This is a genomic window from Streptomyces sp. C10-9-1, assembly GCF_024497955.1.
GTDB lineage: Bacteria > Actinomycetota > Actinomycetes > Streptomycetales > Streptomycetaceae > Streptomyces > Streptomyces sanyensis.
The window spans coordinates 409,022-432,745 of the sequence record NZ_JANHKP010000002.1; the positions used below are offsets into that span (position 1 = coordinate 409,022).

General features: G+C 73.0%; 20 protein-coding genes and 1 tRNA gene. 11 read left to right on the forward strand and 10 right to left on the reverse strand.

From position 1 onward, the window contains the following. Positions 1–23: 23 nt before the first annotated feature. Positions 24–3,632 carry a sodium/proline symporter PutP gene (gene putP / locus NPS70_RS04310; RefSeq protein WP_256522625.1) on the forward strand — a complete coding sequence of 1,203 codons (3,609 nt, stop codon included), beginning with the start codon at positions 24–26 and terminating at the stop codon, positions 3,630–3,632. 285 nt (positions 3,633–3,917) lie between these two features. Here the strand turns inward: putP and NPS70_RS04315 are convergent, their stop codons facing one another. The 3 genes from NPS70_RS04315 to NPS70_RS04325 form a co-directional block, all read right to left on the reverse strand. After that, positions 3,918–5,234 (reverse strand): N-acetylmuramoyl-L-alanine amidase, encoded by a 1,317-nt coding sequence (locus NPS70_RS04315; protein WP_256522627.1) that lies wholly within the window; start codon positions 5,232–5,234, stop codon positions 3,918–3,920. A gap of 793 nt (positions 5,235–6,027) precedes the next feature. Further along, positions 6,028–6,101, reverse strand: a tRNA-Pro gene (locus NPS70_RS04320). A gap of 124 nt (positions 6,102–6,225) precedes the next feature. Then, positions 6,226–7,164, reverse strand: coding sequence for a metallophosphoesterase (locus tag NPS70_RS04325; protein WP_256522628.1), 939 nt, complete (start codon positions 7,162–7,164; stop codon positions 6,226–6,228). A gap of 144 nt (positions 7,165–7,308) precedes the next feature. On the opposite strand from NPS70_RS04325, the gene NPS70_RS04330 reads away from it, so the two are divergent. Further along, positions 7,309–7,773 carry a GatB/YqeY domain-containing protein gene (locus NPS70_RS04330; protein ID WP_256522629.1) on the forward strand — a complete coding sequence of 155 codons (465 nt, stop codon included), beginning with the start codon at positions 7,309–7,311 and terminating at the stop codon, positions 7,771–7,773. 190 nt (positions 7,774–7,963) lie between these two features. Here NPS70_RS04330 and NPS70_RS04335 read toward each other — a convergent pair whose 3' ends face one another. Beyond that, a complete protein-coding gene (locus NPS70_RS04335) occupies positions 7,964–10,210 on the reverse strand; it encodes a transglycosylase domain-containing protein (protein WP_256522630.1) in 2,247 nt (748 codons plus the stop codon). Between the two features lie 644 nt (positions 10,211–10,854). Here NPS70_RS04335 and NPS70_RS04340 point away from each other — a divergent pair. After that, positions 10,855–11,199, forward strand: coding sequence for a WhiB family transcriptional regulator (locus tag NPS70_RS04340; RefSeq protein ID WP_256522631.1), 345 nt, complete (start codon positions 10,855–10,857; stop codon positions 11,197–11,199). 436 nt (positions 11,200–11,635) lie between these two features. On the opposite strand, the gene NPS70_RS04345 is transcribed toward NPS70_RS04340, so the two are convergent. Beyond that, on the reverse strand, positions 11,636–13,000 hold the full coding sequence (locus NPS70_RS04345; protein WP_256522632.1) for an ArsA-related P-loop ATPase: 1,365 nt from the start codon (positions 12,998–13,000) through the stop codon (positions 11,636–11,638). Beyond that, positions 12,997–13,959, reverse strand: a complete 963-nt coding sequence (locus NPS70_RS04350; protein ID WP_256522633.1) for an ArsA-related P-loop ATPase — start codon at positions 13,957–13,959, stop codon at positions 12,997–12,999. The genes NPS70_RS04345 and NPS70_RS04350 overlap by 4 nt, the downstream gene beginning before the upstream one ends. A gap of 133 nt (positions 13,960–14,092) precedes the next feature. Here NPS70_RS04350 and NPS70_RS04355 point away from each other — a divergent pair, with 133 nt between their 5' ends. The 5 genes from NPS70_RS04355 (at position 14,093) to NPS70_RS04375 (ending at position 17,708) form a co-directional block, all read left to right on the forward strand. Beyond that, complete coding sequence (locus NPS70_RS04355; RefSeq protein ID WP_100202903.1) at positions 14,093–14,248, forward strand: DUF4177 domain-containing protein; 156 nt, start codon at positions 14,093–14,095, stop codon at positions 14,246–14,248. Further along, positions 14,245–14,715 (forward strand): RidA family protein, encoded by a 471-nt coding sequence (locus NPS70_RS04360; protein ID WP_256522634.1) that lies wholly within the window; start codon positions 14,245–14,247, stop codon positions 14,713–14,715. The genes NPS70_RS04355 and NPS70_RS04360 overlap by 4 nt, the downstream gene beginning before the upstream one ends. A gap of 153 nt (positions 14,716–14,868) precedes the next feature. Next, positions 14,869–15,735: an NUDIX hydrolase gene (locus tag NPS70_RS04365; RefSeq protein ID WP_256522635.1), complete on the forward strand. Its 867-nt coding sequence runs from the start codon at positions 14,869–14,871 to the stop codon at positions 15,733–15,735. Next, positions 15,732–16,580 carry an MBL fold metallo-hydrolase gene (locus tag NPS70_RS04370; protein ID WP_256522636.1) on the forward strand — a complete coding sequence of 283 codons (849 nt, stop codon included), beginning with the start codon at positions 15,732–15,734 and terminating at the stop codon, positions 16,578–16,580. The genes NPS70_RS04365 and NPS70_RS04370 overlap by 4 nt, the downstream gene beginning before the upstream one ends. 243 nt (positions 16,581–16,823) lie before the next feature. Then, a complete protein-coding gene (locus NPS70_RS04375; protein WP_256522637.1) occupies positions 16,824–17,708 on the forward strand; it encodes a prohibitin family protein in 885 nt (294 codons plus the stop codon). A gap of 138 nt (positions 17,709–17,846) precedes the next feature. Here NPS70_RS04375 and NPS70_RS04380 read toward each other — a convergent pair whose 3' ends face one another. Continuing rightward, positions 17,847–18,521: a Crp/Fnr family transcriptional regulator gene (locus NPS70_RS04380; RefSeq protein ID WP_187741560.1), complete on the reverse strand. Its 675-nt coding sequence runs from the start codon at positions 18,519–18,521 to the stop codon at positions 17,847–17,849. 317 nt (positions 18,522–18,838) lie between these two features. Between NPS70_RS04380 and nth the strand changes: the two genes are divergently transcribed. The 3 genes from nth (at position 18,839) to NPS70_RS04395 (ending at position 21,783) form a co-directional block, all read left to right on the forward strand. Next, positions 18,839–19,657: an endonuclease III gene (nth, locus tag NPS70_RS04385; protein WP_256522638.1), complete on the forward strand. Its 819-nt coding sequence runs from the start codon at positions 18,839–18,841 to the stop codon at positions 19,655–19,657. A gap of 83 nt (positions 19,658–19,740) precedes the next feature. Continuing rightward, positions 19,741–20,466: a CoA pyrophosphatase gene (locus NPS70_RS04390; protein WP_256522639.1), complete on the forward strand. Its 726-nt coding sequence runs from the start codon at positions 19,741–19,743 to the stop codon at positions 20,464–20,466. Between the two features lie 117 nt (positions 20,467–20,583). Continuing rightward, a complete protein-coding gene (locus tag NPS70_RS04395; RefSeq protein ID WP_256522640.1) occupies positions 20,584–21,783 on the forward strand; it encodes a MarP family serine protease in 1,200 nt (399 codons plus the stop codon). A 98-nt stretch (positions 21,784–21,881) separates the two neighbouring features. On the opposite strand, the gene NPS70_RS04400 is transcribed toward NPS70_RS04395, so the two are convergent. The 3 genes from NPS70_RS04400 to NPS70_RS04410 all read right to left on the reverse strand — a co-directional run bounded on the left by NPS70_RS04400 (position 21,882) and on the right by NPS70_RS04410 (position 23,693). Beyond that, positions 21,882–22,070 carry a hypothetical protein gene (locus tag NPS70_RS04400; RefSeq protein ID WP_256522641.1) on the reverse strand — a complete coding sequence of 63 codons (189 nt, stop codon included), beginning with the start codon at positions 22,068–22,070 and terminating at the stop codon, positions 21,882–21,884. A 116-nt stretch (positions 22,071–22,186) separates the two neighbouring features. Continuing rightward, complete coding sequence (locus NPS70_RS04405) at positions 22,187–23,134, reverse strand: alpha/beta fold hydrolase (RefSeq protein WP_256522642.1); 948 nt, start codon at positions 23,132–23,134, stop codon at positions 22,187–22,189. Between the two features lie 70 nt (positions 23,135–23,204). Further along, the gene (locus NPS70_RS04410) at positions 23,205–23,693 is read right to left on the reverse strand and encodes a phage holin family protein (RefSeq protein ID WP_256522643.1); all 489 of its coding nucleotides are present in this window, start codon (positions 23,691–23,693) and stop codon (positions 23,205–23,207) included. Positions 23,694–23,724: the final 31 nt, after the last annotated feature.

Here is a 23,724-nt window from a genome sequence, read left to right on the forward strand (position 1 = left end):
GGAGCCTCGCAGACGAGGGCCGTATGTTCGACTTGAGCGCGCCGATCGTGGCCATGTTCGTCGTGTACGTGATCGCCATGATCGCCACAGGTGTCTGGGCGTACGCACGCACGCACACGTTCACCGACTTCGCCCTGGGCGGCCGCCGGCTCACCTCGCTCGTCGCTGCCCTGTCCGCGGGGGCCAGCGACATGTCCGGCTGGCTGTTCCTCGCACTTCCCGGAGCGGTGTACGCGGCCGGCCTGGGCGCCGGCTGGATCGCCGTCGGACTGGTCATCGGCACCTACCTCAACTGGCTGGTCGTCGCACCCCGGCTGCGCACCTACACCGAACGGGCCGGGAACGCCGTGAGCCTGTCCGCGTACCTGGAGGAGCGGTTCGAGGACCGCACCCGGGTGCTCCGGATGGCCTCGGCCGCGGTCACCCTGGTCTTCTTCACCGTCTACGTCGCCAGCGGCCTGGTGGCGGGCGGGCTGCTGTTCACCAACGTCTTCGACCTCCGCTTCGGGCTCGGGGTGACCCTCACCGCCCTGGTGATCGTCATCTACTCCTGCCTGGGCGGCTTCCTCGCCGTGAGCCTCACCCACGTCCTGCAGGGCACCCTGATGTTCCTCGCCCTGCTGGTGCTCGCCCTGGTCGGCGTCACCACGATCGGCGGCTTCGGGGAGCTGCGCGACGCCCTCGACGACAGAACACCGGGACTGCTCGAACTGGGCGCCGACGTCCGCTTCACGGACGGCGAGTGGTCGGCGGGCGGCTCGCTCGGCGCCGTCGCCATCGTCTCGCTGCTCGCCTGGGGCCTGGGCTACTTCGGCCAGCCGCACATCCTGGCCCGCTTCATGGGCATCCGCAGCATCCGCGCCATCCCCGCGGCCCGCCGCATCGGAACGGGCTGGGTCGTCGTCGTCCTCGGCGGCGCCACGCTCATCGGCCTCATCGGCATCGGACGGATCAGCCCGCCGCTCGCGGACCCGGACACCGTGTACATCGTGCTGAGCCAGACCCTGCTCAATCCCTGGGTCTCCGGGCTGATGCTGATCGCCGTGCTGGCCGCGATCATGTCGACCGCGGACAGCCAGCTCCTGGTGTCCTCCGTCGCCCTCACCGAGGACTTCTACCGCGCCCTGCTCAACCGCCGCGCCACCGACAGGGCCCTGGTCTGGGTGGGGCGCGGGGCCGTCGTCCTGGTCATCCTGGTCGCCTACGCGATCGCGCTCAGAGGCGACGGGCTGCTGAGCATCGTCGCCTACGCCTGGGCGGGCTTCGGAGCCGCCTTCGGCCCGGTCGTCCTGCTCTCGCTGTACTGGCCGCGCATGACCTGGGCGGGGGCCATGGCCGGGATCGTCTCGGGCGCGGCCACGGTGCTCCTCTGGGACCGGATCAACCCCCTGCTCGGGCCGCTGGAGTCGGACATCTACGAGATGGTCCCGGGCGTGCTGGTCGCCACACTCGCCGCACTGCTCTTCGGCAGGTTCGTCGGCAGACCACCCAAACAGGCCTTCTGGCGGATGCCCGGCGGCGGGGTCAACCAGCTGATCCTCACCCCGTTCCTCACGCATGCGCCGGTCGGCATCGCCGTCCTGGACACGGACCTGCGCTACGTCTGGGTGAACGAACCGCTGGACCGCATGGTCCCGCTCACGCAGCGGCTGGGGCGCGAGGTGAGGGAGGTGCTGCCCGAGCAGGACGCGGAGGACTTCGAGGAGTGCATGCGGACGGTGCTCAGGACCGGTCGGCCGGTGATGGACCACGAGTTCCGCGGCGCCAGCCGCACCGACCCCCACCGGGAGCGGGCCTACTCCGCCTCCTTCTTCACCATGAAGGACCGCCAGGGACGCACGGTGGGCATCTGGTACATGATCATCGACGTCACCGAGCGCTGGCGGGCGCAGGAGCGCCTGGCCCTGCTGAACGAGGCCGGGGCCGGGATCGGCAGCACCCTGGACGTGACGCGGACCGCCCAGGAGCTCTCCGACGCGGCCGTGCCCTCGATCGCCGACTTCGTCGCGGTCGACCTGCTGGACACGGTCATGCGGGGCGAGGAACCGGCCCCCGGACCCGTCGGCATGACACCCGTGATCCGCCGCGCGGCGCGGCAGTCGACGCGCGACGGCTGGCCGGAGGGGACCCTGGCCGTGGGCGAAGCGGTGCAGCGCGCCCCGTCCTCGCCCGTGGCCCGCTGCCTGCTGGAGAGCAGGACCCTGGTGGAACGCTCACTGGACCCCGCCACGAGCACCTGGCTCGGCGAGGACCGCTCGCTGGGCGACTGCGTCCGCGCCTTCGGGTTCCGCTCGCTGATGGTGGTGCCCGTCCGGTCCCGCGGCGTCACCCTGGGCGTGGCGACCTTCGGCCGGACGCGGGAGGCGGGCGCCTTCGAGGAGGACGACGTACGCCTCGCCGAGGAGATCGTCTCCCGCGCCGCGGTCAGCATCGACAACGCGCGCCGCTTCACCCGCGAGCGCACCGCCGCCCGTTCGATGCAGCGCGCGCTGCTCCCGCAGAAGCTGGCGGGCGGGTCCGCACTGGACGTCGCCTCCTGGTACCTCCCGGCGGACGCCCCGAGCGGTGTGGGCGGGGACTGGTTCGACGTGATCCCGCTCTCGGGCGCACGGGTCGCCCTCGTGGTCGGCGACGTGGTCGGCCACGGCATGAACGCGGCCACCACCATGGGCCGGCTGCGCACCGCCGTCCGCACGCTCGCGAAGCTGGACCTCGCCCCGGACGAGGTACTGGCGCACCTCGACGACCTGGTCATCGGCCTGATCGGGGCGGACGACGGCGAGGAGCCGGCCGAGGCCGAGGACGAGACCGTGGGCGCCGCGTTCCTCGGCGCCACCTGCCTGTACGCCGTGTACGACCCGGTCAGCAGACGGTGCACGATGGCCCGGGCCGGGCACCTCCCGCCCGTGGTCGTCGGCCCGGACGGCGGTGCCGAACTCCTCGACCTGCCCGCCGGGCCGCCCCTCGGGCTCGGGTACCTCCCCTTCGAGTCCGTCGAGCTGGAGCTGGCCGAGGGCAGTCTCCTCGCCCTCTACACCGACGGCCTCATCGAGAGCTACGACCGGGACATCGACATCGGGCTCTCCCGCCTCGGCGACACCCTGGCGGAGCGCGGACCGGCGCTCGGGGAGATCGGCCGCAAGGCGGTCGACGCCCTGCTCGCGGGGCCCCCGTCCGACGACGCGGCGCTGCTGCTCGCCCGGACCAAGGGCCTGCCCCCCGACCAGGTGGCCTCCTGGGACCTGCCGAGCGACCCGGCCGCCGTGGCGCAGGCCCGCACGCTCGCCGGCCGGCAGCTGGCCGAGTGGGGCATGGACGAACTCGCGTTCACCACGGAGCTCATCGTCAGCGAGCTGGTCACCAACGGCATCCGCCATGCGGAGGGGCCGGTCTCACTCCGGCTCATCAGGGACCGGGGGCTGATCTGCGAGGTCTCCGACGCGAGCAGCACCTCGCCGCGCCTGCGCCACGCCCGGACCACGGACGAAGGCGGCCGGGGTCTGCTCATCGTGGCCCAGCTCGCCCAGCGCTGGGGCACCCGCTACACGGCGACCGGCAAGACGATCTGGACGGAGCAGGTCATCCCCGCCGAGGGGTTCGGTGGCGGAGCCGACCGGGGGCCGTCGCTGTGAGGCCGCCGGACCGGTGCGTGCCGGTCCGGCGGCAGTCGCGCCCCGGCTGCTTCGACAGCCCGCCCTCGACAGGGTGCAGGCCCTCGGCCACGGCGCCGGTCCGGCGTGGCGGCCCGCCCCCGACCGCGAACGGCGCCGACAGGGGCGGGCGCGCCGCGCTGGCCACCGGAGGGAGACGAGCCCGTCGGCGGTGACGGTGGGCCGGCTCGGCGGAGGCGGCGGGCTCGCCGTCGACGAGCACCTCGTACCGGGAGACGAACGAGGAAGGCGTGCCGGTCGCCCGGTTCACCGTGACGCGGGCCCTGGTGTGGTGGGCCGTACCGCCCAGCCCTGCGCCCGTGACGGACCTGACGCCAGGCCGGCGACGGGACCGGCGGCCCAGGACCGGATGGTGGCGAGCCGGTCGTAGAGGGCGTCGCCCGGGCACCGGGTGTTGTAGCCGTCGCGGTGGCCGTGGACGGCGGGGAAGGACAGCCGGGCACCGCTCGCCCAGGTCCTGCCCGCGTAACTCCGGCCGCTCGCACCCGCGGTGAGCGTGGCGGTGCCCGCGGGGTCCACGCCGTACCGGCCGAGCTTCCAGGCGACCACCTGCGCCACGGAGGCCATCGCGGCCTGCGACGGGGCGGCGTCGGTGTAGGCGCCGAGCACGGAGATCCCGGTCGTCTCGGAGTTGAAGCCGTACGCGTGCGCTCCCAGGACCGGCCGGTCGACACCGCCCTTGCGGCCCTCGTAGACCGTGCCGCACTTGTCGACGAGGAAGTTGTAGCCGATGTCCTTCCAGCCCAACTGCTGCACGTGGTAGGCGTAGATCCCGCGGACGACCGCGGGGGCCTGCTCACAGGTGTACGCGTTCGACTCGGCCGTGTGGTGGACGACGACCGCCCTGATCCTCCCGCCGGGCAGGTACCCGGGCTCCTCCGGGCTGATCGACTCGTCCGCGCCCCAGCCGGCCCGGGACGTGATCGGCGGCCGCGGCACGCCGGAGGGCGGGCCCGGCGGGACGCGCACCGCCGCCGTGGGGCTCGGCGATCCGGACGCGGAGGGCACCGGGGTGCCGCGCGGGGGCGCCGACGGGACCGGTGCCCCGGACGGGCCGGCCGACACGCCGGGCCCGGGCTCGCGGGTGGCGCCCTCGGCACCCGGCTCCTCCGGGTCCGCTTCGGCGGCCCGGGGGCCGGTCGCGGAGGTCTGCCCTCCGGTCGGCTCCGTAGCGTCGGCCGGGGCCGGGGTCTCCTCGACGGCGAAGGCCGCCGGTTCCATGGCCGTGGCACGGCCGCTACCGGGGTCGATCATGTCCAGCCGCAGCCCGGACGGAAGCCGGTCCGACGTCGCGCCGTCCGCCGCGCGCAACCGGGCCTCCACTCCGTCCGAGGGCCCCACCCAGACCGGCTCGGTTCCGCCGCGCGCGGCCCCGTTCTCACCCCGGCCGCTGTCCGCGTCGAGCCGCAGCCACGCCGACCAGGTGCCCGACTCGGCGGACCGCGTACGGACCTCGACCGTGCCGCCGACGCGTGCCGAGGCGTCGGTCCAGGTGACGCCGAGCATGCTGAACGGGCCCGTGTCCCGCCGCGGAAGCGAGGCTCTGCGCCCTCCGTCGGCCACTGCGAGGGGCGTGGTCCGTGTGTCGGCTCGGACCGGCTTGCTCTTCCCGTCCGCAGCGACGCCACCGTCCGGGGCACCGGCCGGTCCCTGTAAGCAGAGCACCCCGCCCAGGCTGGCCACCACCGCGGCCGCACCCGCCCACCAACGACGCCGCCTCACGCAGCCCCACCCTTTCCACACCGCCCTGAGAAGGAACGACGAGGCGATCTGGCCGCCTCCCCTTCCCCTGTCGGCACGAACGTACGCCGCCGATCATCGAAATCGAGCCATTGTTCAACCGGCGGGGCATGTCTGGTCTGTTTCCGGGCATCAGCCTACGGATTTTTCACATGCTGACCGTGCTCCCAGGGGCGTGGCGCACGGCGATGTCCGTGTCGTGCCGGACCCCGTGGGCCGGGGCGCGGGACGCCGGACTGCGGGGCGAGCAGGGTGAGTTCGCGGTGGGTTCGCCGAGGGTCGCGATCCCGGTGAAGGCCACGGGGCGGCCGGACGGTGGCGGGCGGCGGGCGGGGCGCAGCGGACGGGGAGCCGGCGACCACTCGCGCCCCGGACGGCCCGGCCCGGCTCGCGATGCGGCGGGACTCGGGAAGGTGGCCTGATGGACGCGGGTCCCGTCCGGCGGGGATGCGCGCTGCGTCCCGGCCCGCCACCGCCCGGCACGCGATGCCGACGGATCCGCCGAGGGGACGGCCCGGAGCTGGTGCCGAGGTGTCCCGGGGCCTTCGGGAGAGCCCGGGGAACAGGTCAGGCCCGGTACTGGTTTCCCAGTACCGGGCCTGACCCTTGATTTCTGTCGGGGTGGCGGGATTTGAACCCACGACCTCTTCGTCCCGAACGAAGCGCGCTGCCAAGCTGCGCTACACCCCGATGTCGCCCACTGTCCCGGCGACGTCGTTTACTTTAGCCCACCGTCGCCCGGAGACGAAATCCGGTTTCGGGCGACGGCGGGCGCCCCCGGTGGAGGGGAGGCGGAGTCATGGCGCGGGCCGGGTCAGTCCCGCGGGGTCAGCGTCAGCAGGGTTGCCTCGGGGGGACAGGCGAAGCGCACCGGGGTGTACCGGTTGGCACCGCAGCCCGCGGACACGTGGAGGTACGCCGTGTTCCCGCCGTGGTGGTGCCGGGAGAGGCCCTTGGCCCGGTCCGTGTCCAGGTCGCAGTTGGTGACCAGCGCCCCGTAGAAGGGGATGCACAGCTGGCCGCCGTGGGTGTGGCCGGCGAGGACGAGCGGGTAGCCGTCGCCGGTGAAGGCGTCCAGGCTGCGCAGGTACGGGGCGTGGACGACGGCCAGCGAGAGGTCCGCGTCCGGCTCGGGACCGCCGGCGACCTGCTCGTAGCGGTCGCGCTTGATGTGGGGGTCGTCCAGTCCGGTGAAGGCGAGCTCGACGCCGTCGATCTTCAGGCGGCCGCGGGTGTTGGTCAGGTCCAGCCAGCCGGCCTCGTCGAAGCCGTCGCGCAGCTTCTCCCAGGGGTTGTGGACCGCTCCGACGGCCGGGGCGTTGCCGTTGAGGCCGTGGCGTCCCTGCGCCTTCTCCAGGAGGTAGCGGGCGGGGTTGCGGAGCTTGGGCCCGTAGTAGTCGTTCGAGCCGAAGACGTAGACGCCCGGGTACTCCATCAGCGGCCCGAGCGCGTCCAGCACCTCGGGCACCCCCTCGGTGTCCGAGAGGTTGTCCCCGGTGTTGACGACGAAGTCCGGGCGGAGACCCGCGAGGGACTGGAGCCAGGCGCGCTTCTTGCGCTGGCCGCACACCATGTGGATGTCGGAGACCTGGAGCACCCGCAGGGGCCGCGTGCCCCGGGGCAGCACCGGCACGCTCACCCGCCGCAACCGGAAGGAGCGGGCTTCGTACCCGGCGGCGTAGACGAGGCCGGCCGCGCCGGCTGCCATGATTCCTGCGGTGATCTTCAGGGGTGTCCCGTGGCGTGCGCGCATGGTCACATCGTCGCAGACCCGTGCCGGGGCGGTAGCGGTGAGGGAACCGGCCGGCGCCTCCGGGCAGGGCGTCGGGGCACCCTCCCCGCCCCGGCGGCGAAATGGGAGCGCGACCCGATGCCGCCACCTGCCACACTTGGCGCCATGACCACGCTCAAGTCCACCCTTCAGGAAGACCTCACCGAGGCGATCAGGGCCCGCGACGAACTGCGCTCCTCGACGCTCCGGCTGACCCTCGCCGCGATCACGAAGGAGGAGGTCTCGGGCAAGACGGCCCGCGAGCTCTCCGACGACGAGGTGCAGAAGGTGATCGCCAGGGAGGCGAAGAAGCGCCGAGAGGCGGCCGAGGCGTTCGCCCAGGGCGGCCGGGCCGAGCAGGCCGAGCGGGAGCGGGCGGAGGGAGTCGTGCTGGACGCCTATCTGCCGCAGCAGCTCACGGACGAGGAGCTGAGCGGGATCGTGGCCCAGGCGGTCGGCGAGGCGAAGGCCGCGGGTGCGGAGGGCCCTCGCGCGATGGGCGCCGTGATGAAGATCGTGAACCCGAAGGTGGCCGGTCGCGCCGAGGGCGGCCGGGTGGCCGCCGCGGTGAAGCGGGCTCTGGCGGGCTGACGCCGGGGGCACCGCCCCGGGCTGACGCCGGGGGCACCGCCGGTGCAGGGCCGCGGCCTCCGTGCGAGTCCGCGGGCCACGGCTGTCGCGGGGCTCCAGGCGGGAGCCCGCCCGCTCAGGCCGCGGAGGTGCATCAGTCACGAGGAGAGGGGCCCCGGATTCCGGGGCCCCTCTCCTCATGCAGGCGCTGCTACGGCCCGTTCCCGCCGCCGTTGCCGCCCTGGCCGCGGTTGGCGCCGCCGCCGATCAGGTCCGGAGGGATGCTGATCCCGGGGAAGGGGCTGGTGCCGCCGGGCCGCCCGTCGTCCCGGCCCCGCTCGCGTTCCCGGTCCCGCTCCCGCCCCTCGTCCTTGTCCTCCTTCGGCTTGGCCCGCGGCACGGAGACCGGGTTGAAGGAGGGGGTCTCGGAGGCGTCCAGCGCTCCGCGCATCGCGATCCGCCAGATCGGTCCGGGCAGGCAGCCGCCGCAGACCTTGGCGTAGTACTGGCCGCCGATGGTGATGTTGTACATCGACTGCTTCTCGCCGACGTCGTCGCCCACCCACACGGCCGTGGACAGGTTCGGGGTGTAGCCGACGAACCAGGCGTCCTTGCGGTCGTTGGTGGTTCCGGTCTTGCCGGCGTTGTCGCGGTCCTGGAGCCCGGCCTGGGTGCCGGTGCCGTCCTCGACCACGCCCTTGAGCATCTGGTTGACCGTGTCGGCCGTCTGCTCGCTCATCGCCTGCGAGCACTGGGAGCCGGGCACCTTGATCCGCTTGCCGTCGGCGTCGGTGATCGAGGCGATCGCGATCGGGGTGCAGAAGGTGCCCCGGTTGGCGAAGGTGGCGTAGACCGCCGCCATGTCGAGCGGGGTGCTCTCCTCGCTGCCGAGGGTGATGGCGGGGTTCTCGCCGACCGGCTTGCCGTCGCCGCGCTTGTAGCCCATCTTCTTGGCCATCTCGACCGTCTCGCACAGGCCCGCCATCTGCTCCAGGTGCGCGAAGTAGGTGTTGATGGACTTGCCGAGCGCCGAGGTCATGTCCCAGGTGCCCGTCTCGGACTCCAGCTCGTTCGACGGGTCCCAGACGCCGCTGCCCGCGGGGCTGCCGGAGCAGGTGGTGAAGGACTGCATGGGGAGCTGGACCCGGTACCCGGTCGTGAACGTCTGGGCCGGGCTGATGCCCTTCTCCAGCGCCGCGGCCGCCGTGATCGGCTTGAACGTGGACCCGACCTGGAAGCCGTAGGTCGTTCCGCCCATGCTGGAGTCGACCGAGAGGTTCAGCACCGTCTCGTGCTTGTTCTGGTCCAGGCCGTACGGGCGCGACTGGGCCATGGAGAGGATCTTGCCGGTGCCGGGCTCGACCTGCACGACGGCGGCGGCGACCCCGTCCGTCTTGTCGACCTTCGCCGTGGCGGCCTCGTTGGCGGCGTTCTGGGCGCGGGGGCTGAGGGTGGTGCGGACGGTCAGGCCGCCGAGGTTCCAGAGCTTGGAGCGCTCCTCCTCGGTCTTGCCGAAGACGGGGTCGGTGAGGATCGTCTTGCGGACGTAGTCGCAGAAGAAGCCGGCACCGCTCACGGCGGTGATGCAGCCGTTCTTCGGTCTGCTGACCTTGAGCTCGACGGGGTCGGCCTTGGCCCGGTCCGCCTCCTCCTGGGAGATGTCCTGGACGTCGGCCATCCGCTGGAGCACGACGTTGCGGCGCTTGGTGGCCTCCTCGGCGTCGTTGACCGGGTCGAAGCGGCTCGGCGACTGGACGATGCCGGCCAGCAGCGCGGCCTCCTCCAGTTCCAGGTCCTTGGCCGACTTGGAGAAGTAGCGCTGCGACGCGGCCTCGACGCCGTACGCCTGCTGCCCGAAGAACGTGATGTTGAGGTAGTTCTCCAGGATCTTCTTCTTGCCCAGCTCCTCCTCGACCTGGATCGCGTACTTCAGCTCGCGGATCTTCCGGCCGAGGGTCTGCTGGGTGGCCTCGGCGACCTTCTCGGGGTCGTCGCCCGCCTCCTCGACGAAGACGTTCTTCACGTACTGCTGCGTGAGGGTGGACGCACCCTCGGACACGCCGCCGGCCTGGGCGTTCCTGTTGAGGGCGCGCAGCACGCCCTTGAGGTCGACCGCGCCGTGCTCGTAGAAGCGCGCGTCCTCGATCGCGACGATCGCCTTCTGCATGTAGGGCGAGATGTCCTTGAGGGGGACCACCGTGCGGTCGCGGGAGTAGACCGAGGCGATCTTCCCGCCCTCGGCGTCCAGGATCGTGGTGCGCTGACTCAGCGGCGGGGTCTTGAGGTTGGCGGGGATCTCGTCGAATCCCTCGACCGTCCCCTTGGCCGCGAGCCCCAGCGCCCCTGCGGCCGGCAGGGCGATGCCTGCCAGGACCGCCCCGGAGAGCACGCTGACACCGAGGAACTTGGCGGCCTGCTGGGTCCCGGTCAGACCGCCGCCCGAGCGCTTCTTTGGCATGAGGGCAGCCTAATCCGTCGCCGGGGGCGTTTCGGAGGAGCGGTCCGCCATCGGGATGTTCGAGTGCAGGATCGTGACATCCGGGGGTGCGGGAGAGGGGGCGGGGGCTTCGCGCGCCGGTGTCCGGGAAGGCCGGGACGGTGGGAGGGGCGGGCGCGGTGTCCGTTCCCGGTGCGCCCGCTCCGCCGGGCGCACCGGGAGTGTTCGAGTCGCGAAGAGAGCCGAAAGGGCGCGGTATCGGCCGCCGGGGCGGTCGGGGGCGCCTGGGAAAATCGCCGGACAGGCGCAAAGGCATTGGCCTAAGCTGCTCTCAACTGTCACATCAGTGCGGTTGTGCACCAACTCGACGTCAGACTCCGCCGTTCCCGAATCCGGTGGGGTTCTGTCCGGGTGCTCCGGATATGTCCCTGTCCTGCTCGCCGTGCAGAGAGATTTCGACCCGGTATTCCGGATTGCTCACGAATGCCCCCAGGTCACTCCCCTGGGTGATCTGCCGCGTACCCATAGTCCGTTCGGGCCATTCAAGATTGGACCGCGCGGGGGTGTTGCGCTGTCCCCGCCTTCCGTAACGTCCTCGACTGGTAGCGGTGAATATGCCGCTACCGCCGTGGGGGAGCCTCGATTCGGGAGAGGACGGCGCCGGCATGGGCTGGGTTACCGACTGGAGTGCGCAGGCAGCCTGCCGCACGACGGATCCGGATGAACTGTTCGTACAAGGGGCAGCGCAGAACAGGGCCAAGGCGGTGTGCACCGGTTGCCCGGTGCGGACCGAGTGCCTGGCCGATGCGCTCGACAACCGCGTCGAGTTCGGCGTGTGGGGCGGGATGACGGAACGGGAACGGCGCGCGCTGCTGCGCAGGCGCCCCACGGTCACCTCCTGGCGGCGGTTGCTGGAGACCGCGCGCACGGAGTACGAGCGCAGCGCGGGCATTCTCCCCGTGGGCCTCGACGACGACGAGACGTACGAGGAGTACGCCGCGGCCGGCTGAGTCGGCGCGCGCCCCGGATCCCGGGACGTCGCCCGGACGGTGACCCCGGAGCAGGAGACGCACCCCACACGTCGCGCGTCGCGCACAGCGTCGTGTCTCCCCGGAGGGCGGCGCACGCACTCCGGACGGTCGGAGGCCGCGCCCGCACAGGGCGCGGCCCGGCGGTCCCGGAGTCGGTGCCGGTGCACCCCCGAGCCACCCGACCGGGAGCCCTCTGCGGCGCGCCCCGGCTGCCGACAGCAGATCAGCGGGTTGCGGGCGGGCGCCTGGTGCCCGCCTCGCCCTGCCGGGCGCCCGCGCCCGGTCGTCCCGCGTGCCGTACCCGCCCACGGCGGGAGGGGGCGACGGGGCCGTCCCGCGCACGTGGCAGGCGGTGGCTCGTGTGTGCCCGCGAAGGTTCGCGCGTCGGAGGCGCCAGGGTGCAACGGCCCGTGTGTCAGGCGCCGGCGTTCCCGGCCGCCAGCCGCTCCCCGATCGCCCGGAGGCCGGCCAGGTCGTGCACATCGCCCGCCAGCGCGGGGACCTCGGCGACCGCCACCTCGGGATGGAGCGCGGTGAAGCGGTCCCGGGTGCGCTTCTCCCGGGCGAGTACCTGCATGCGCTCGGCGTGCAGCCGCAGCAGACCGGCGGTCAGCCGCGGTATGTCGTTCGGCGGCACGGCCTCGGGAGAGCCGTGCCGACCGGCCTCGGCGGGGGACGCATCCGGCACGGTGGCCGCGTCCCTCCGCGGTGGGGCCGAGGGAGCCTCGTGCGGTGTTTCGGGGGAGTGCTCCACGGCCGGGGGTTCGGGGGAGACGGCCGCGGCGTCACGACCCTGAGTCTTCCCGGCTCGTTGATCGACAATGCGGCCCTCGTCAAGATTTTCCGCGGCCGCCAGGGCCCGCTCCGCGGACAACCGCGCCGCGCCGCTGCCGTGCACCCGGTTCAGCACCAGGCCGGCCAGCGGCATGTCCTCCGCCGCCAGGCGCTCCACGAAGTACGCGGCCTCCCGCAGCGCGTCGCGCTCCGGGGCGGCGACCACGACGAACGCCGTGCCGGGTGCCTGGAGCAGCCGGTAGGTGGCGTCCGCCCGGGTCCGGAAGCCGCCGAACATCGTGTCCATCGCCGCGACGAAGGTCTGCACGTCACGGAGGAACTGACCCCCCAGCAGCTTGCCGAGCGTCCCCGTCATCATCGACATGCCGACGTTGAGGAACTTCATCCCGGCCCGGCCGCCGACCTTGGCCGGTGCCATCAGCACCTTGATGAAGCCGCCGTCCAGGAACGAGCCGAGCCGCCCCGGCGCGTCGAGGAAGTCGAGCGCGGAGCGCGACGGCGGGGTGTCGACGATGATCAGGTCCCACTCGTCCCTGGCCCGTAGCTGCCCCAGCTTCTCCATCGCCATGTACTCCTGCGTACCGGCGAACCCTGCCGACAGGGACTGGTAGAAGGGGTTCTCCAGGATGGCGCGGGCCCGTTCCGGGTCCGCGTGCGCCTCGACGATCTCGTCGAAGGTCCGCTTCATGTCCAGCATCATCGCGTGCAGCTCCCCGCCGCCCGCGGCCCCGCCGTCCCGGACGATGCCGGTGACCCTCCGGGGGGTGTTGTCGAGCGAGTCGATGCCCATCGACTGGGCCAGCCGCCGCGCCGGGTCGATGGTCAGCACGACCACCTTCCGGCCGCGCTCCGCCGCCCGCACGCCGAGCGCCGCGGCCGTCGTGGTCTTCCCGACGCCGCCGGCGCCGCAGCACACGACGATACGGGTGCCGGGGTCGTCGATGAGGGGGTCGATCTCCAGGCGGTCCACCGTGTCCAGGGTCATTCGCCCGCCCCTTGCTTGCGCAGTTCCGAGGCCAGCTGGTACAGCCCGGCCAGTTCCACCCCGTCGCCGAGCATCGGCAGTTCGTGGGAGTCCAGCCCGAGCCCCGTGAGCAGTCCGCGCTGCGACCGCTCCAGCCCGACGCGCTCCGCGTGCTCCGCGGCCTGCTCCAGCAGCGGGCCCACCAGCTCCGCGGGCTCCGGCACACCGGCGGAGCCGAGGGCCTCGGCGACGGCAGCCCGCCCCCCTTCGGAGACCTCCCGGACGGCGTCCTCGTCGAGGACGTGCGGTCGCACCATGTTCACGATCACCTTGCCCACCGGGAGCCCGGCCGCGCGCAGCTCGGCCACCCCGTCCGCGGTCTCCTGGACGGGCATCTCCTCCAGCAGGGTGACCAGGTGCACGGCCGTGTCGGCGGACTTCAGCACCCGCATCACCGACTGCGCCTGATGGTGTATCGGGCCGATCCGGGCCAGTCCGGCGACCTCGTCGTTGACGTTGAGGAAGCGTGTGACGCGGCCGGTGGGCGGAGCGTCCATGACCACGTGGTCGTAGACGTAGCGCCCCTCCTTGTCGCGGCGGCGCACCGCCTCGCACGCCTTGCCGGTGAGGAGCACGTCCCGGACGCCGGGGGCGATGGTGGTCGCGAAGTCGATGGCCCCGATCTTCTTGAGCGCCCGGCCCGCGGAGCCCAGCTTGTAGAACATCTGCAGGTAGTCCAGCAGCGCACGCTCCGCGTCGATGGCCAGCGCGAAGACCTCGCCGCCCTCGGCGGAGACGGCGATCTTGCGCTCCTCGTAGGGGAGGGCCTCCGTCTCGAAGAGCTGGGCGATGCCCTGCCTGCCCTCCACCTCGACGAGAAGGGTGCGCTTTCCCTCGGTCGCGAGGGCGAGCGCGAGGGCGGCGGCGACCGTGGTCTTGCCGGTACCGCCCTTGCCGCTGACGACCTGGAGCCTGCTCACACATGCGAGCCTAACCAGTCGGGGCGCGCCCTACGCACGGAGGCCGCCAGCCCTCCGGCCCGCCCCGGGCCGCGGGCCGCGGCGCGCGGGCTGCCTCACGGGGGCGCGGGGCGGGGCGGCTAGAGTCGCCTCCATGACCAAGTGGGAATACGCGACCGTGCCCCTCCTCGTGCACGCGACGAAGCAGATTCTGGACACCTGGGGCGAGGACGGCTGGGAGCTCGTCCAGGTCGTGCCCGGACCGAACCCCGAGCAGCTGGTGGCCTACCTGAAGCGGGAGAAGCAGTGAGCGGCGCGGTGGAGAGCAGGCTCGCCGAGCTGGGGCTGACCCTGCCGGAGGTCGTGCCCCCGCTCGCCGCCTACCAGCCCGCCGTGGTCTCGGGTGCCTACGTGTACACCGCGGGCCAGCTCCCCATGGTGGAGGGCCGGCTCCCGGTCACCGGCAAGGTGGGCGCCGAGGTGACCGCGGAGGAGGCCAAGGACCTCGCCCGCACCTGCGCGCTGAACGCCCTGGCGGCCGTGAAGTCGGTCGTCGGCGACCTGGACCGGATCGCCCGGGTCGTCAAGGTGACCGGCTTCGTGGCGTCCGCCGCCGACTTCACCGGTCAGCCGGGCGTCCTCAACGGGGCGAGCGAGCTGCTGGGCGAGGTGCTCGGCGACAAGGGCGTGCACGCCCGCAGCGCCGTGGGCGTCGCGGTCCTTCCCCTGGACGCGCCCGTCGAGGTCGAGATCCAGGTCGAGCTGGCCCGGGGCTGAGCGGAGGGCCCCACGGGCCCGGCCCGTCCGCGGCCCGTGCCCCGCCCGGGGGCCGGGCACGGGCCGCGCTTCCGCCCCGGAGGAGCCGCCCGGGCGCCGTGCGGCTCCCGGCCGCCCCTCGAACATCCCGGCGGGAGCGCATAGCATCCGCCCATGTCCAATGGTCAGTGGTACCCGCCGGAATGGCCCGACCGCATCCGCGCCCTGGCGGCCGGTGAGCTCACCCCTGCCGCGCCCCGGCGGGCGGCCACCGTCATGCTGCTGCGCGACGGCCCCGACGGGCCCCTGGTCCACATGCTGCGCCGCCGCACCTCCATGGCCTTCGCCGGCGGTGCCTACGCCTACCCGGGCGGCGGTGTCGACCCCCGGGACGACCGGCCCGTGGGCTGGGCGGGTCCGTCGCCGTCCGAGTGGGCCGACCGGCTCGGCACCGGTGACGCGGCCCTGGCGCAGGCCGTCGTCTGCGCGGCGGTCCGGGAGACCTACGAGGAGGCGGGCGTGCTGCTCGCCGGGCCTACCCCGGACACCGTGGTGGGGGACACGACCGGCGAGGACTGGGAGGCCGACCGCAGGGCGCTGGTCGACCGCGAGCTGTCCTTCTCCCACTTCCTCGAGCGCCGCGGACTGGTGCTCCGCTCCGACCTGCTCGGTGCCTGGGCCCGCTGGATCACCCCGGAGTTCGAGCCGCGCCGCTACGACACCTGGTTCTTCGTGGCGGTGCTCCCCGAAGGCCAGCGCACCCGCAACGCCTCCACCGAGGCGGAGTCCACGGTGTGGACCCGCCCGGGCGAGGCCGCTGCCGGCTACGACCGGGGCGAGCTGCTGATGATGCCGCCGACGATCGCCACCCTGCGCACCCTGGAGCCGTACCCGGCCGCGGCGGACGCCCTCGCGGGCTCCGCGGGCCGCGACCTCGCCCCGGTGCTGGCGCAGGCGCGGCTGGTGGGCGGCGAGGTGGTCCTGAGCTGGCCCGGCCACGACGAGTTCACCCGGCACGTGCCGCAGGGGGACCGACGATGACCGACGCCGCCGCACTGCCCGGGCAGCCCCGGGGCGGTGTGCTCTCCGGGCCCGCCACCGCGCGCGCCGTCAACGTCCTCGCCCCCAACCCGTCCCCCATGACCCTGGACGGGACCAACACCTGGGTGCTGGCGGAGCCCGGCTCCGAGGCGGCCGTGGTCGTCGACCCGGGGCCGCTGGACGAGGCGCACCTGCGGGCGGTGATCGAGACCGTCGAGGCGTCCGGCCGGAGGGTCGCGCTCACCCTGCTCACCCACGGCCACGCCGACCACGCCGAGGGCGCCGGCCGCTTCGCCGAACTGACCGGGACGCGCGTCCGGGCCCTGGACCCCGCCCTCCGGCTCGGTGACGAGGGACTCGACGCGGGTGACGTCGTCGACGCGGGCGGGCTCGAACTGCGGGTGGTCCCGACTCCGGGGCACACCGCCGACTCGCTGTGCTTCCACCTGCCCGCCGACGGTGCGGTGCTCACCGGGGACACCGTCCTCGGCCGGGGGACCACGATGGTGGCCCATCCCGACGGCAGGCTCGGCGACTACCTCGACTCGCTGCGGCGCCTGCGTTCGCTCACCGTGGACGACGGCGTCCACACGGTGCTGCCCGGGCACGGCCCGGTGCTGGAGGACGCCCAGGGCGCCGTCGAGTTCTACCTGGCCCACCGCGCGGCGCGGCTCGCGCAGGTGGAGACGGCGGTCGAGAACGGGCTGACCTCCGCCTCTGAGGTCGTCGCCCGGGTGTACGCCGAGGTGGACCGCTCGCTGTGGCCCGCGGCCGAACTGTCGGTCAGGGCGCAGCTGGCGTACCTGCGCGAGCGCGGGTTGACGGGGCCGGGCGACCGCTCCTGAGGCTCCGCGCCACCGGACCGGGTAGGACGGCACCCGTAAGAGGCCGGACCCGGTGCGTGCGCCGCAGGACCGCGCAGCCGGCGGAGCCCTTGCGCACGCCGTGCGGAACGCGTGCGGGCGAGCCGTGCAACCCCCGGGCGCCCCGGGGCGTCCTGGGAGGTGGACGGGGGCTTTAACCCCCGCTTACATCGGAACGACCGGCGTGGCGCGGTCCGGCGCTACCCGCCCTGGGGGGACAACGACGTGTTCGTGCTGTTCGTCATACTCGTCATCGCCGCGGCGGTGCTCCACTTCGCCGCGCGCGGCAGCGAGCGCACCGGTCTGAGGCTGGGCGCGCTGGGTGCCCTGCTGGCGGGGCTGCTCGCGGGCGTCACCAGTTGCGTGCACGTCGTCAGCGCCTACGAGGTCGGTGTGCCGGTCACCTTCGGCAAGGTGGGATCGCCGATGACCTCCGGACTGAACCTCACCTCGCCCTTCACGAACGTCACGACCTTCTCGACCCGGCCGGTGGACCTCAACCTCTCCGACAAGGACGTCATCGAGGTGCGCTCCTCCCAGGGCGGCGTCATGTACGCCGAGGTCACCGTCAAGTGGGCGGTGACCCCGGCCAAGGCGGTCGAGCTCTACCGCCTCGCGGGCAGCGAGGACGCCATCCAGCAGCGGCTGGTCTTCCCCGACAGCCGGGAGATCGTGCGCAACGTCTTCGCCCGCTACACCAGCGAGGAGGGGTACACCTCGGCTCGGGAGAAGATCAACGCCGAGATCGCGGAGCTCATCAAGGAGCGCCTCGCGCCCCGGGGCATCGCGGTGACCACCGTCAACCTCCGCAACGTGAAGCCCTCCGAGAAGCTCCAGGAGCAGATCGACCGCAAGATCCAGCAGGAGCAGGCGACCGAGCGGGCCACCGAGGCCGCCCGCACGGCGAAGGCGGAGGCGGAGCGGCGCCGCATCGAGGCCGAGGGCATCGCCAGGGCCAACCGGATCCTCAGCGAGTCGCTGAGCGACAAGGTCCTGGCCAACCAGTGCATCGAGGCCTTCAGGGAGGCGGCGGCCAAGAACCCGGTCTACGCGGTTCCCTGCGGTGGCGGTGCGGGCAACCCGGTGATCGTGGACGGCACCCGGGACTGAGCGGGGGACTGAGCGGGGGACACCGGGCAGCCGCCCCGGTTCCCTCCCGGGAGCCCGTACGACACGCCCGAGGGCCGTCCCGCGGATTCTGCGGGACGGCCCTCGGGCGTGTCGTACGGGGGAGCGCCGGGCGCCGCCTCAGCGCGAGCGCTTGGCCAGCCGCTCCACGTCCAGCAGGATCACCGCGCGGGCCTCCAGCCGGAGCCAGCCGCGCTGGGCGAAGTCGGCCAGGGCCTTGTTGACGGTCTCCCGGGACGCGCCGACGAGCTGGGCCAGCTCCTCCTGGGTGAGGTCGTGGACGACGTGGATGCCCTCCTCCGACTGCACGCCGAAGCGGCGCGACAGGTCGAGCAGGGCGCGGGCGACGCGGCCCGGGACGTCGGAGAAGACCAGGTCGGACATCTGGTCGTTGGTCTTGCGGAGCCGGCGGGCGACCGCGCGCAGCAGCGCCGTGGCGACCTCGGGGCGCACGTTCAGCCAGGGCTGGAGGTCTCCGTGGCCCAGACCGAGGAGCTTGACCTCGGTGAGCGCGGTGGCGGTGGCGGTGCGCGGGCCCGGGTCGAACAGGGACAGCTCGCCGATCAGCTCGCCCGGACCGAGGACGGCGAGCATGTTCTCGCGCCCGTCCGGGGAGGTGCGGTGGAGCTTCACCTTGCCCTCCGTCACCACGTAGAGGCGGTCACCGGGGTCGCCCTCGTGGAAGAGCGCGTCGCCGCGGGCGAGCGTCACCTCACTCATCGAGGCGCGGAGCTCCGCGGCCTGCTCGTCATCGAGCGCCGCGAAGAGCGGGGCGCGCCGCAGAACGTCGTCCACGAGTTCTCTCCTTGTCGACCTGCTCAGGGGACGTAGTCCCCCATGATGCCGGACCGTGCCGTGCTGTCCCGGCGACGTCGGGTCCCGCGCGGCATCGTCGGGGGTCCGGACCCCGGTAGTAAACAATCGTGCGATCAGTCACAACAAGTCTGACGCACGGACTCGTCCCCCGGTGCGGCAGGGGCCCGATTGGGTCGTGATTCCCGGGGACCGGCGCGGATGTCACCGGCGGCCCTTAGGCTGGCCGGGTGTCCAATTCGCCGGTGGGAGTGCAGGCCGAGGGGGCTGGGAGCGTGCCGCGAGAGCAGGATTCCGCTGTGGGCGAACAAGGGTCCCGCGGCCCGTCCGGAAGGCGCAAAACGGGCAAACCGGAATCGCGTCTGGCGATGGTCCGCCGTGCCAGGAGGATCAACCGGGAACTGGCCGAGGTCTACCCGTACGCCCACCCCGAACTCGACTTCGAGAACCCGTTCCAGCTGCTGGTGGCCACGGTGCTCTCGGCGCAGACCACCGACCTGCGGGTCAATCAGACCACCCCGGCGCTCTTCGCCGCCTACCCCACACCCGAGGACCTGGCGGCCGCGGTCCCCGAGGAGGTCGAGGAACTGATCCGGCCCACCGGGTTCTTCCGGGCCAAGACCAAGTCGATCATGGGGCTGTCCGCGGCGCTGCGGGACGAATTCGGGGGCGAGGTCCCCGGTCGGCTCCAGGACCTCGTCACGCTGCCCGGGGTGGGCCGCAAGACCGCGTTCGTGGTGCTGGGCAACGCCTTCGGCGTCCCCGGCATCACCGTCGACACCCACTTCATGCGCCTGGTGCGCCGCTGGAAGTGGACGGAGCAGGAGGACCCGGTCCGGATCGAGGCCGAGATCGCCGCGATCTTCCCCAAGTCCGAGTGGACGATGCTCTCCCACCGCGTCATCTTCCACGGCCGCCGCATCTGCCACGCCCGCCGTCCCGCCTGCGGAGCCTGCCCCATCGCCCGTCTCTGCCCGTCCTACGGGGAGGGCGAGACCGATCCGGACAAGGCCGGGAAGCTCCTCAAGTACGAGATGGCGGGGCAGCCGGGGCAGCGGCTGAAACCGCCCGCCGACTACCCCGGCAAACCGGCCCCGGCGCTGGGCGCCGGCGGGTGACGGCCCCCGCCCGCGGTGGAGACGGCCGCCGGGGGCCAGGAACGATCCGGACGCCCCGGGGCGTTGAGCAGCAAGGGGTGCCCATGACACGCACGGGAGAAGAGACGTACGGATCCAGACGCCCGGCCGGGCCGCCCGACGGCGAGGCCGAGGTGACGACCGAGGGCCTTCCGCAGTGGCTGGACCCCGTGGTGCACGCCGCGCGTACGGTCCGTCCGCAGCAGTTGAGCCGCTTCCTGCCGCCGGAGGGCGGCGAGGGGCGCCAGTCCGCCGTGCTCGTCCTCTTCGGAGAGGGCCCCCGCGGCCCCGAACTGCTGCTGATGGAACGAGCCGGGACCCTGCGCTCGCACGCGGGCCAGCCCTCCTTCCCCGGCGGGGCGCTCGATCCCGAGGACGGCGACCCCGCCACCACGGGCCCCCTGCGGGCCGCGCTGCGGGAGGCCGAGGAGGAGACGGGACTCGACCCGCGCGGGGTGCAGGCCTTCGGGATCCTGCCGAGGCTGTACATCCCGGTGAGCCGATTCGTCGTCACCCCCGTACTGGGATGGTGGCGCACCCCGTCCCCGGTCGGCGCGGTGGACCCGGCGGAGACCGCCCGTGTCTTCACCGTGCCCGTGGCGGATCTCACGGACCCGGCCAACCGGGCCACGGCGATCCACCCGAGCGGCCACACGGGCCCGGCGTTCCTGGTCGAGTCCGCTCTGGTCTGGGGTTTCACGGCCGGGGTCATCGACCGGATCCTGCACTTCGCAGGATGGGAACGACCATGGAACCGCACCAGGGAGGTCCCGTTGGACTGGCGCGCATGACAGGCTGACCCCGTCAGACGCGCACTCCGGGGCGCCGCAAGCGGGCGGCCGAGCCGCCACCCGGACCGACCAGCCGGAGGGAGCACCCGGCACGACGACACAGCGAGGCTGAAGACGGTGAACGTGCTGGACATCCTGTTGCTGGTCGCCGCCGTGTGGTTCGCGGTCGTCGGCTACCGCCAGGGCTTCGTCGTCGGCATCCTCTCGGTGATCGGCTTCCTCGGCGGCGGGCTCGTCGCCGTGTACCTCCTCCCGGTGCTCTGGAGCGCGCTCACGGAGGACTCGGAGGTCTCCACGGCCGCCGCCATCGTGGCCGTGGTGATCGTGATCATCTGCGCCTCGGTCGGGCAGGCGTTCACCACCCACCTCGGCAGCAGGCTGCGCAGGCACATCACCTGGTCCCCGGCGCGCGCCCTGGACGCCACCGGCGGTGCGCTGGTCAACGTGGTCGCCATGCTGCTGGTGGCCTGGCTCATCGGTTCGGCGCTCGCCGGCACCACCCTGCCCACACTGGGCAAGGAGGTCCGCAGCTCCAAGGTGCTGCTGGGCATCTCCCAGGTCATGCCCGACCAGGCGTCGACCTGGTTCACCGACTTCTCCTCCGTGCTCGCGCAGAACGGCTTCCCGCAGGTCTTCAGCCCGTTCGCCAACGAGCCGATCACCGAGGTCCAGGCACCCGACCCGGCCCTCGTGGGCAGCCCCGTGGCGGCCCGCGCCAAGGAGTCCATCGTCAAGGTCGTCGGCACCGCGCCGAGTTGCGGCAAGGTCCTCGAAGGCACCGGCTTCGTGTTCGACGAGCGCCGGGTGATGACCAACGCCCACGTGGTCGGCGGCGTCGACGAGCCCACCGTCCAGATAGGCGGCGAGGGGCGGCTGTACGACGCCAAGGTCGTGCTCTACGACTGGGAACGGGACATCGCCGTGCTCGACGTACCCGACCTCACGGCCCGGCCCCTGAAGTTCGCCGAGGAGGACGCCCGCAGCGGCGACAGCGCGATCGTCGCCGGATTCCCCGAGAACGGCTCCTACGACGTGCGGTCCGCCCGGGTCCGCGGCCGGATCAACGCCAACGGCCCCGACATCTACCACCGCGGGACCGTCCGCCGCGATGTGTACTCCCTGTTCACGACCGTCCGCCAGGGGAACTCCGGCGGTCCGCTGCTCGCCACGGACGGCACGGTGTACGGCGTGATCTTCGCCCGCTCGCTGGACGACGCGAACACCGGCTACGCCCTGACGGTCGACGAGATCCGCGAGGACATCGAGCTGGGGCGCAGCGCCAACCAGGAGGTCGACAGCCAGGGCTGCGCCCTGTAGGCCGCAGCCGGACGGCGCCGGGGCCCCGCCCGGCCGGGCGGCGCCCCTCGGTGATCGTGACCGCACCCGCCCGCGGTGTGCCGGGCGGTGGCGTGGCGTCAGCTGCGGGCGTGCCTCAGCCGCGCCGACATCCACCGGGCGCGGCGGCGCAGGATCCGCGGGATCCCGATGCCCTGACCGGGATGTTCGTGCCTCCCTCCGGGGGAGTCACCGCTGTCGTGGGTGACCGGCCCGTTGGCCGAGCGGCGGTTGCGTGCTGCGTCACCGTAGTCGTGCGTCCAGCCCATACCCGGACGTCTGCCCGTGGCCCATGGTCGGTAACCGCGGCCGGGACGTCCAATTGGCCTATGCGCCAGGCATGTGGCGCCGGACGGGCGGCCGCTCCCCGCGCAGGGGCAACGCGTCAGCGGTCCGGCTCGGGGTCCTTGAGCCAGTTGACGAGTTCGCCGGAGAAGGCCACCGGGTCCTCCTCGTGGGGGAAGTGGCCGAGACCGTCGAACAGGCGCCAGCGGTAGGGGGCTTCGACGTACTCGCCCGAACCGGCGGCACTGCGGGTCCGCATGACGGGGTCGAGCGAGCCGTGCAGATGGAGCGTCGGCACGCGTACCGGCCTCTTCATCCGGCGGTTGAACTGGAAGCCGTCGGGGCGCGCGAGCGAGCGCACCATCCAGCGGTAGGGCTCGATCGAGCAGTGGGCCGTCGAGGGGATGCACATGGCCCGCCGGTAGACCTCCACCGCCTCCCGGTCCACTGGCTGCGGCCCCGACCACTCCTCGATCAGCCGGCCCACCAGGGCCCCGCCGTCCGCGACCAGTTGGCGCTCCGGGATCCACGGCCGCTGGAAGCCCCACACATGCGAGCCCGCCCGGCTCTGGGTGACGTCGGAGAGCATCGCCGAGCGCCACCGCCGGGGATGGGGCATCGAGGACACCGCGAGCCGCCGGACCAGCTTGGGGCGCATGACCGCGGCGGTCCAGGCGAGATAGCCGCCGAGGTCGTGGCCGACCAGGGCGGCGTCCGGCTCCCCGAGGCTGCGCACGACACCGGTGATGTCGAGCGCGAGGTTGGCCGGGTCGTAGCCGCGCGGGGTGCGGTCGCTGCCGCCCACACCGCGCAGGTCCATGGCGACCGCCCGGAAGCCCGCATCGGCGAGGGCCGTCAGCTGGTGCCGCCAGGTCCACCAGAACTGGGGGAAGCCGTGGAGCAGCATCACCAGCGGTCCGTCGCCCATCTCGGCGATGTGGAACCGGGCGCCGTTGGCGGCCACGTCACGGTGGGTCCAGGGACCGTCGATGCGCACGGGGCTGCCGGAGGCGCCGGGGCCGCCGGGGCCGATGTCGGGGTCAGTCATGCGCACGAGCGTGCCATATGCGCGCCCGAGGGGTGCGGCACGCCGGGCGCGGTGTGACCGCTACCGCCGGTCACACCCCGACCCTGTCCTCGACCGCCGCAGGGAGCTCCCTCAGACCCTCGGGACGCGGGTGGGGCTTGGCGTTCTGGAGCACGGCCGCGGTCTCCTTGGCCGACGCCACCGCCTTCTGCGGTCCCTTGCCCTGCTTGGCCTTCTTCATGAAGGCCATCCCCACCAGGCCCAGCAGCACGGCCAGGACGACGTTGACCGCGAAGGAGAGCAGGAAGCACACGCCCAGGTTGAACCCGGTCCACGCCTCGAAGCCGTAGGCGAGGGCGAAGCTCAGCATGGGAAGGGAGAACAGCAGCACCGTGGCGGCCAGGACGAGCACGACCCCGCCGAGGCCCGCCTTCTTCACGTCCTGCCGCAGCTGGGCCTTGGCCAGTGCGATCTCGTCGTGCACCAGTGCCGACATCTCGGCTGTCGCCGAGGCGACCAGCTGGCCGAGGCTGCGGTCGGCGCCGACGGCCTTCGCCGTGGTGTTGCCGGGATCGCTCATCGCTGACTCCCTCTCCAGATCCTGCGGTCTG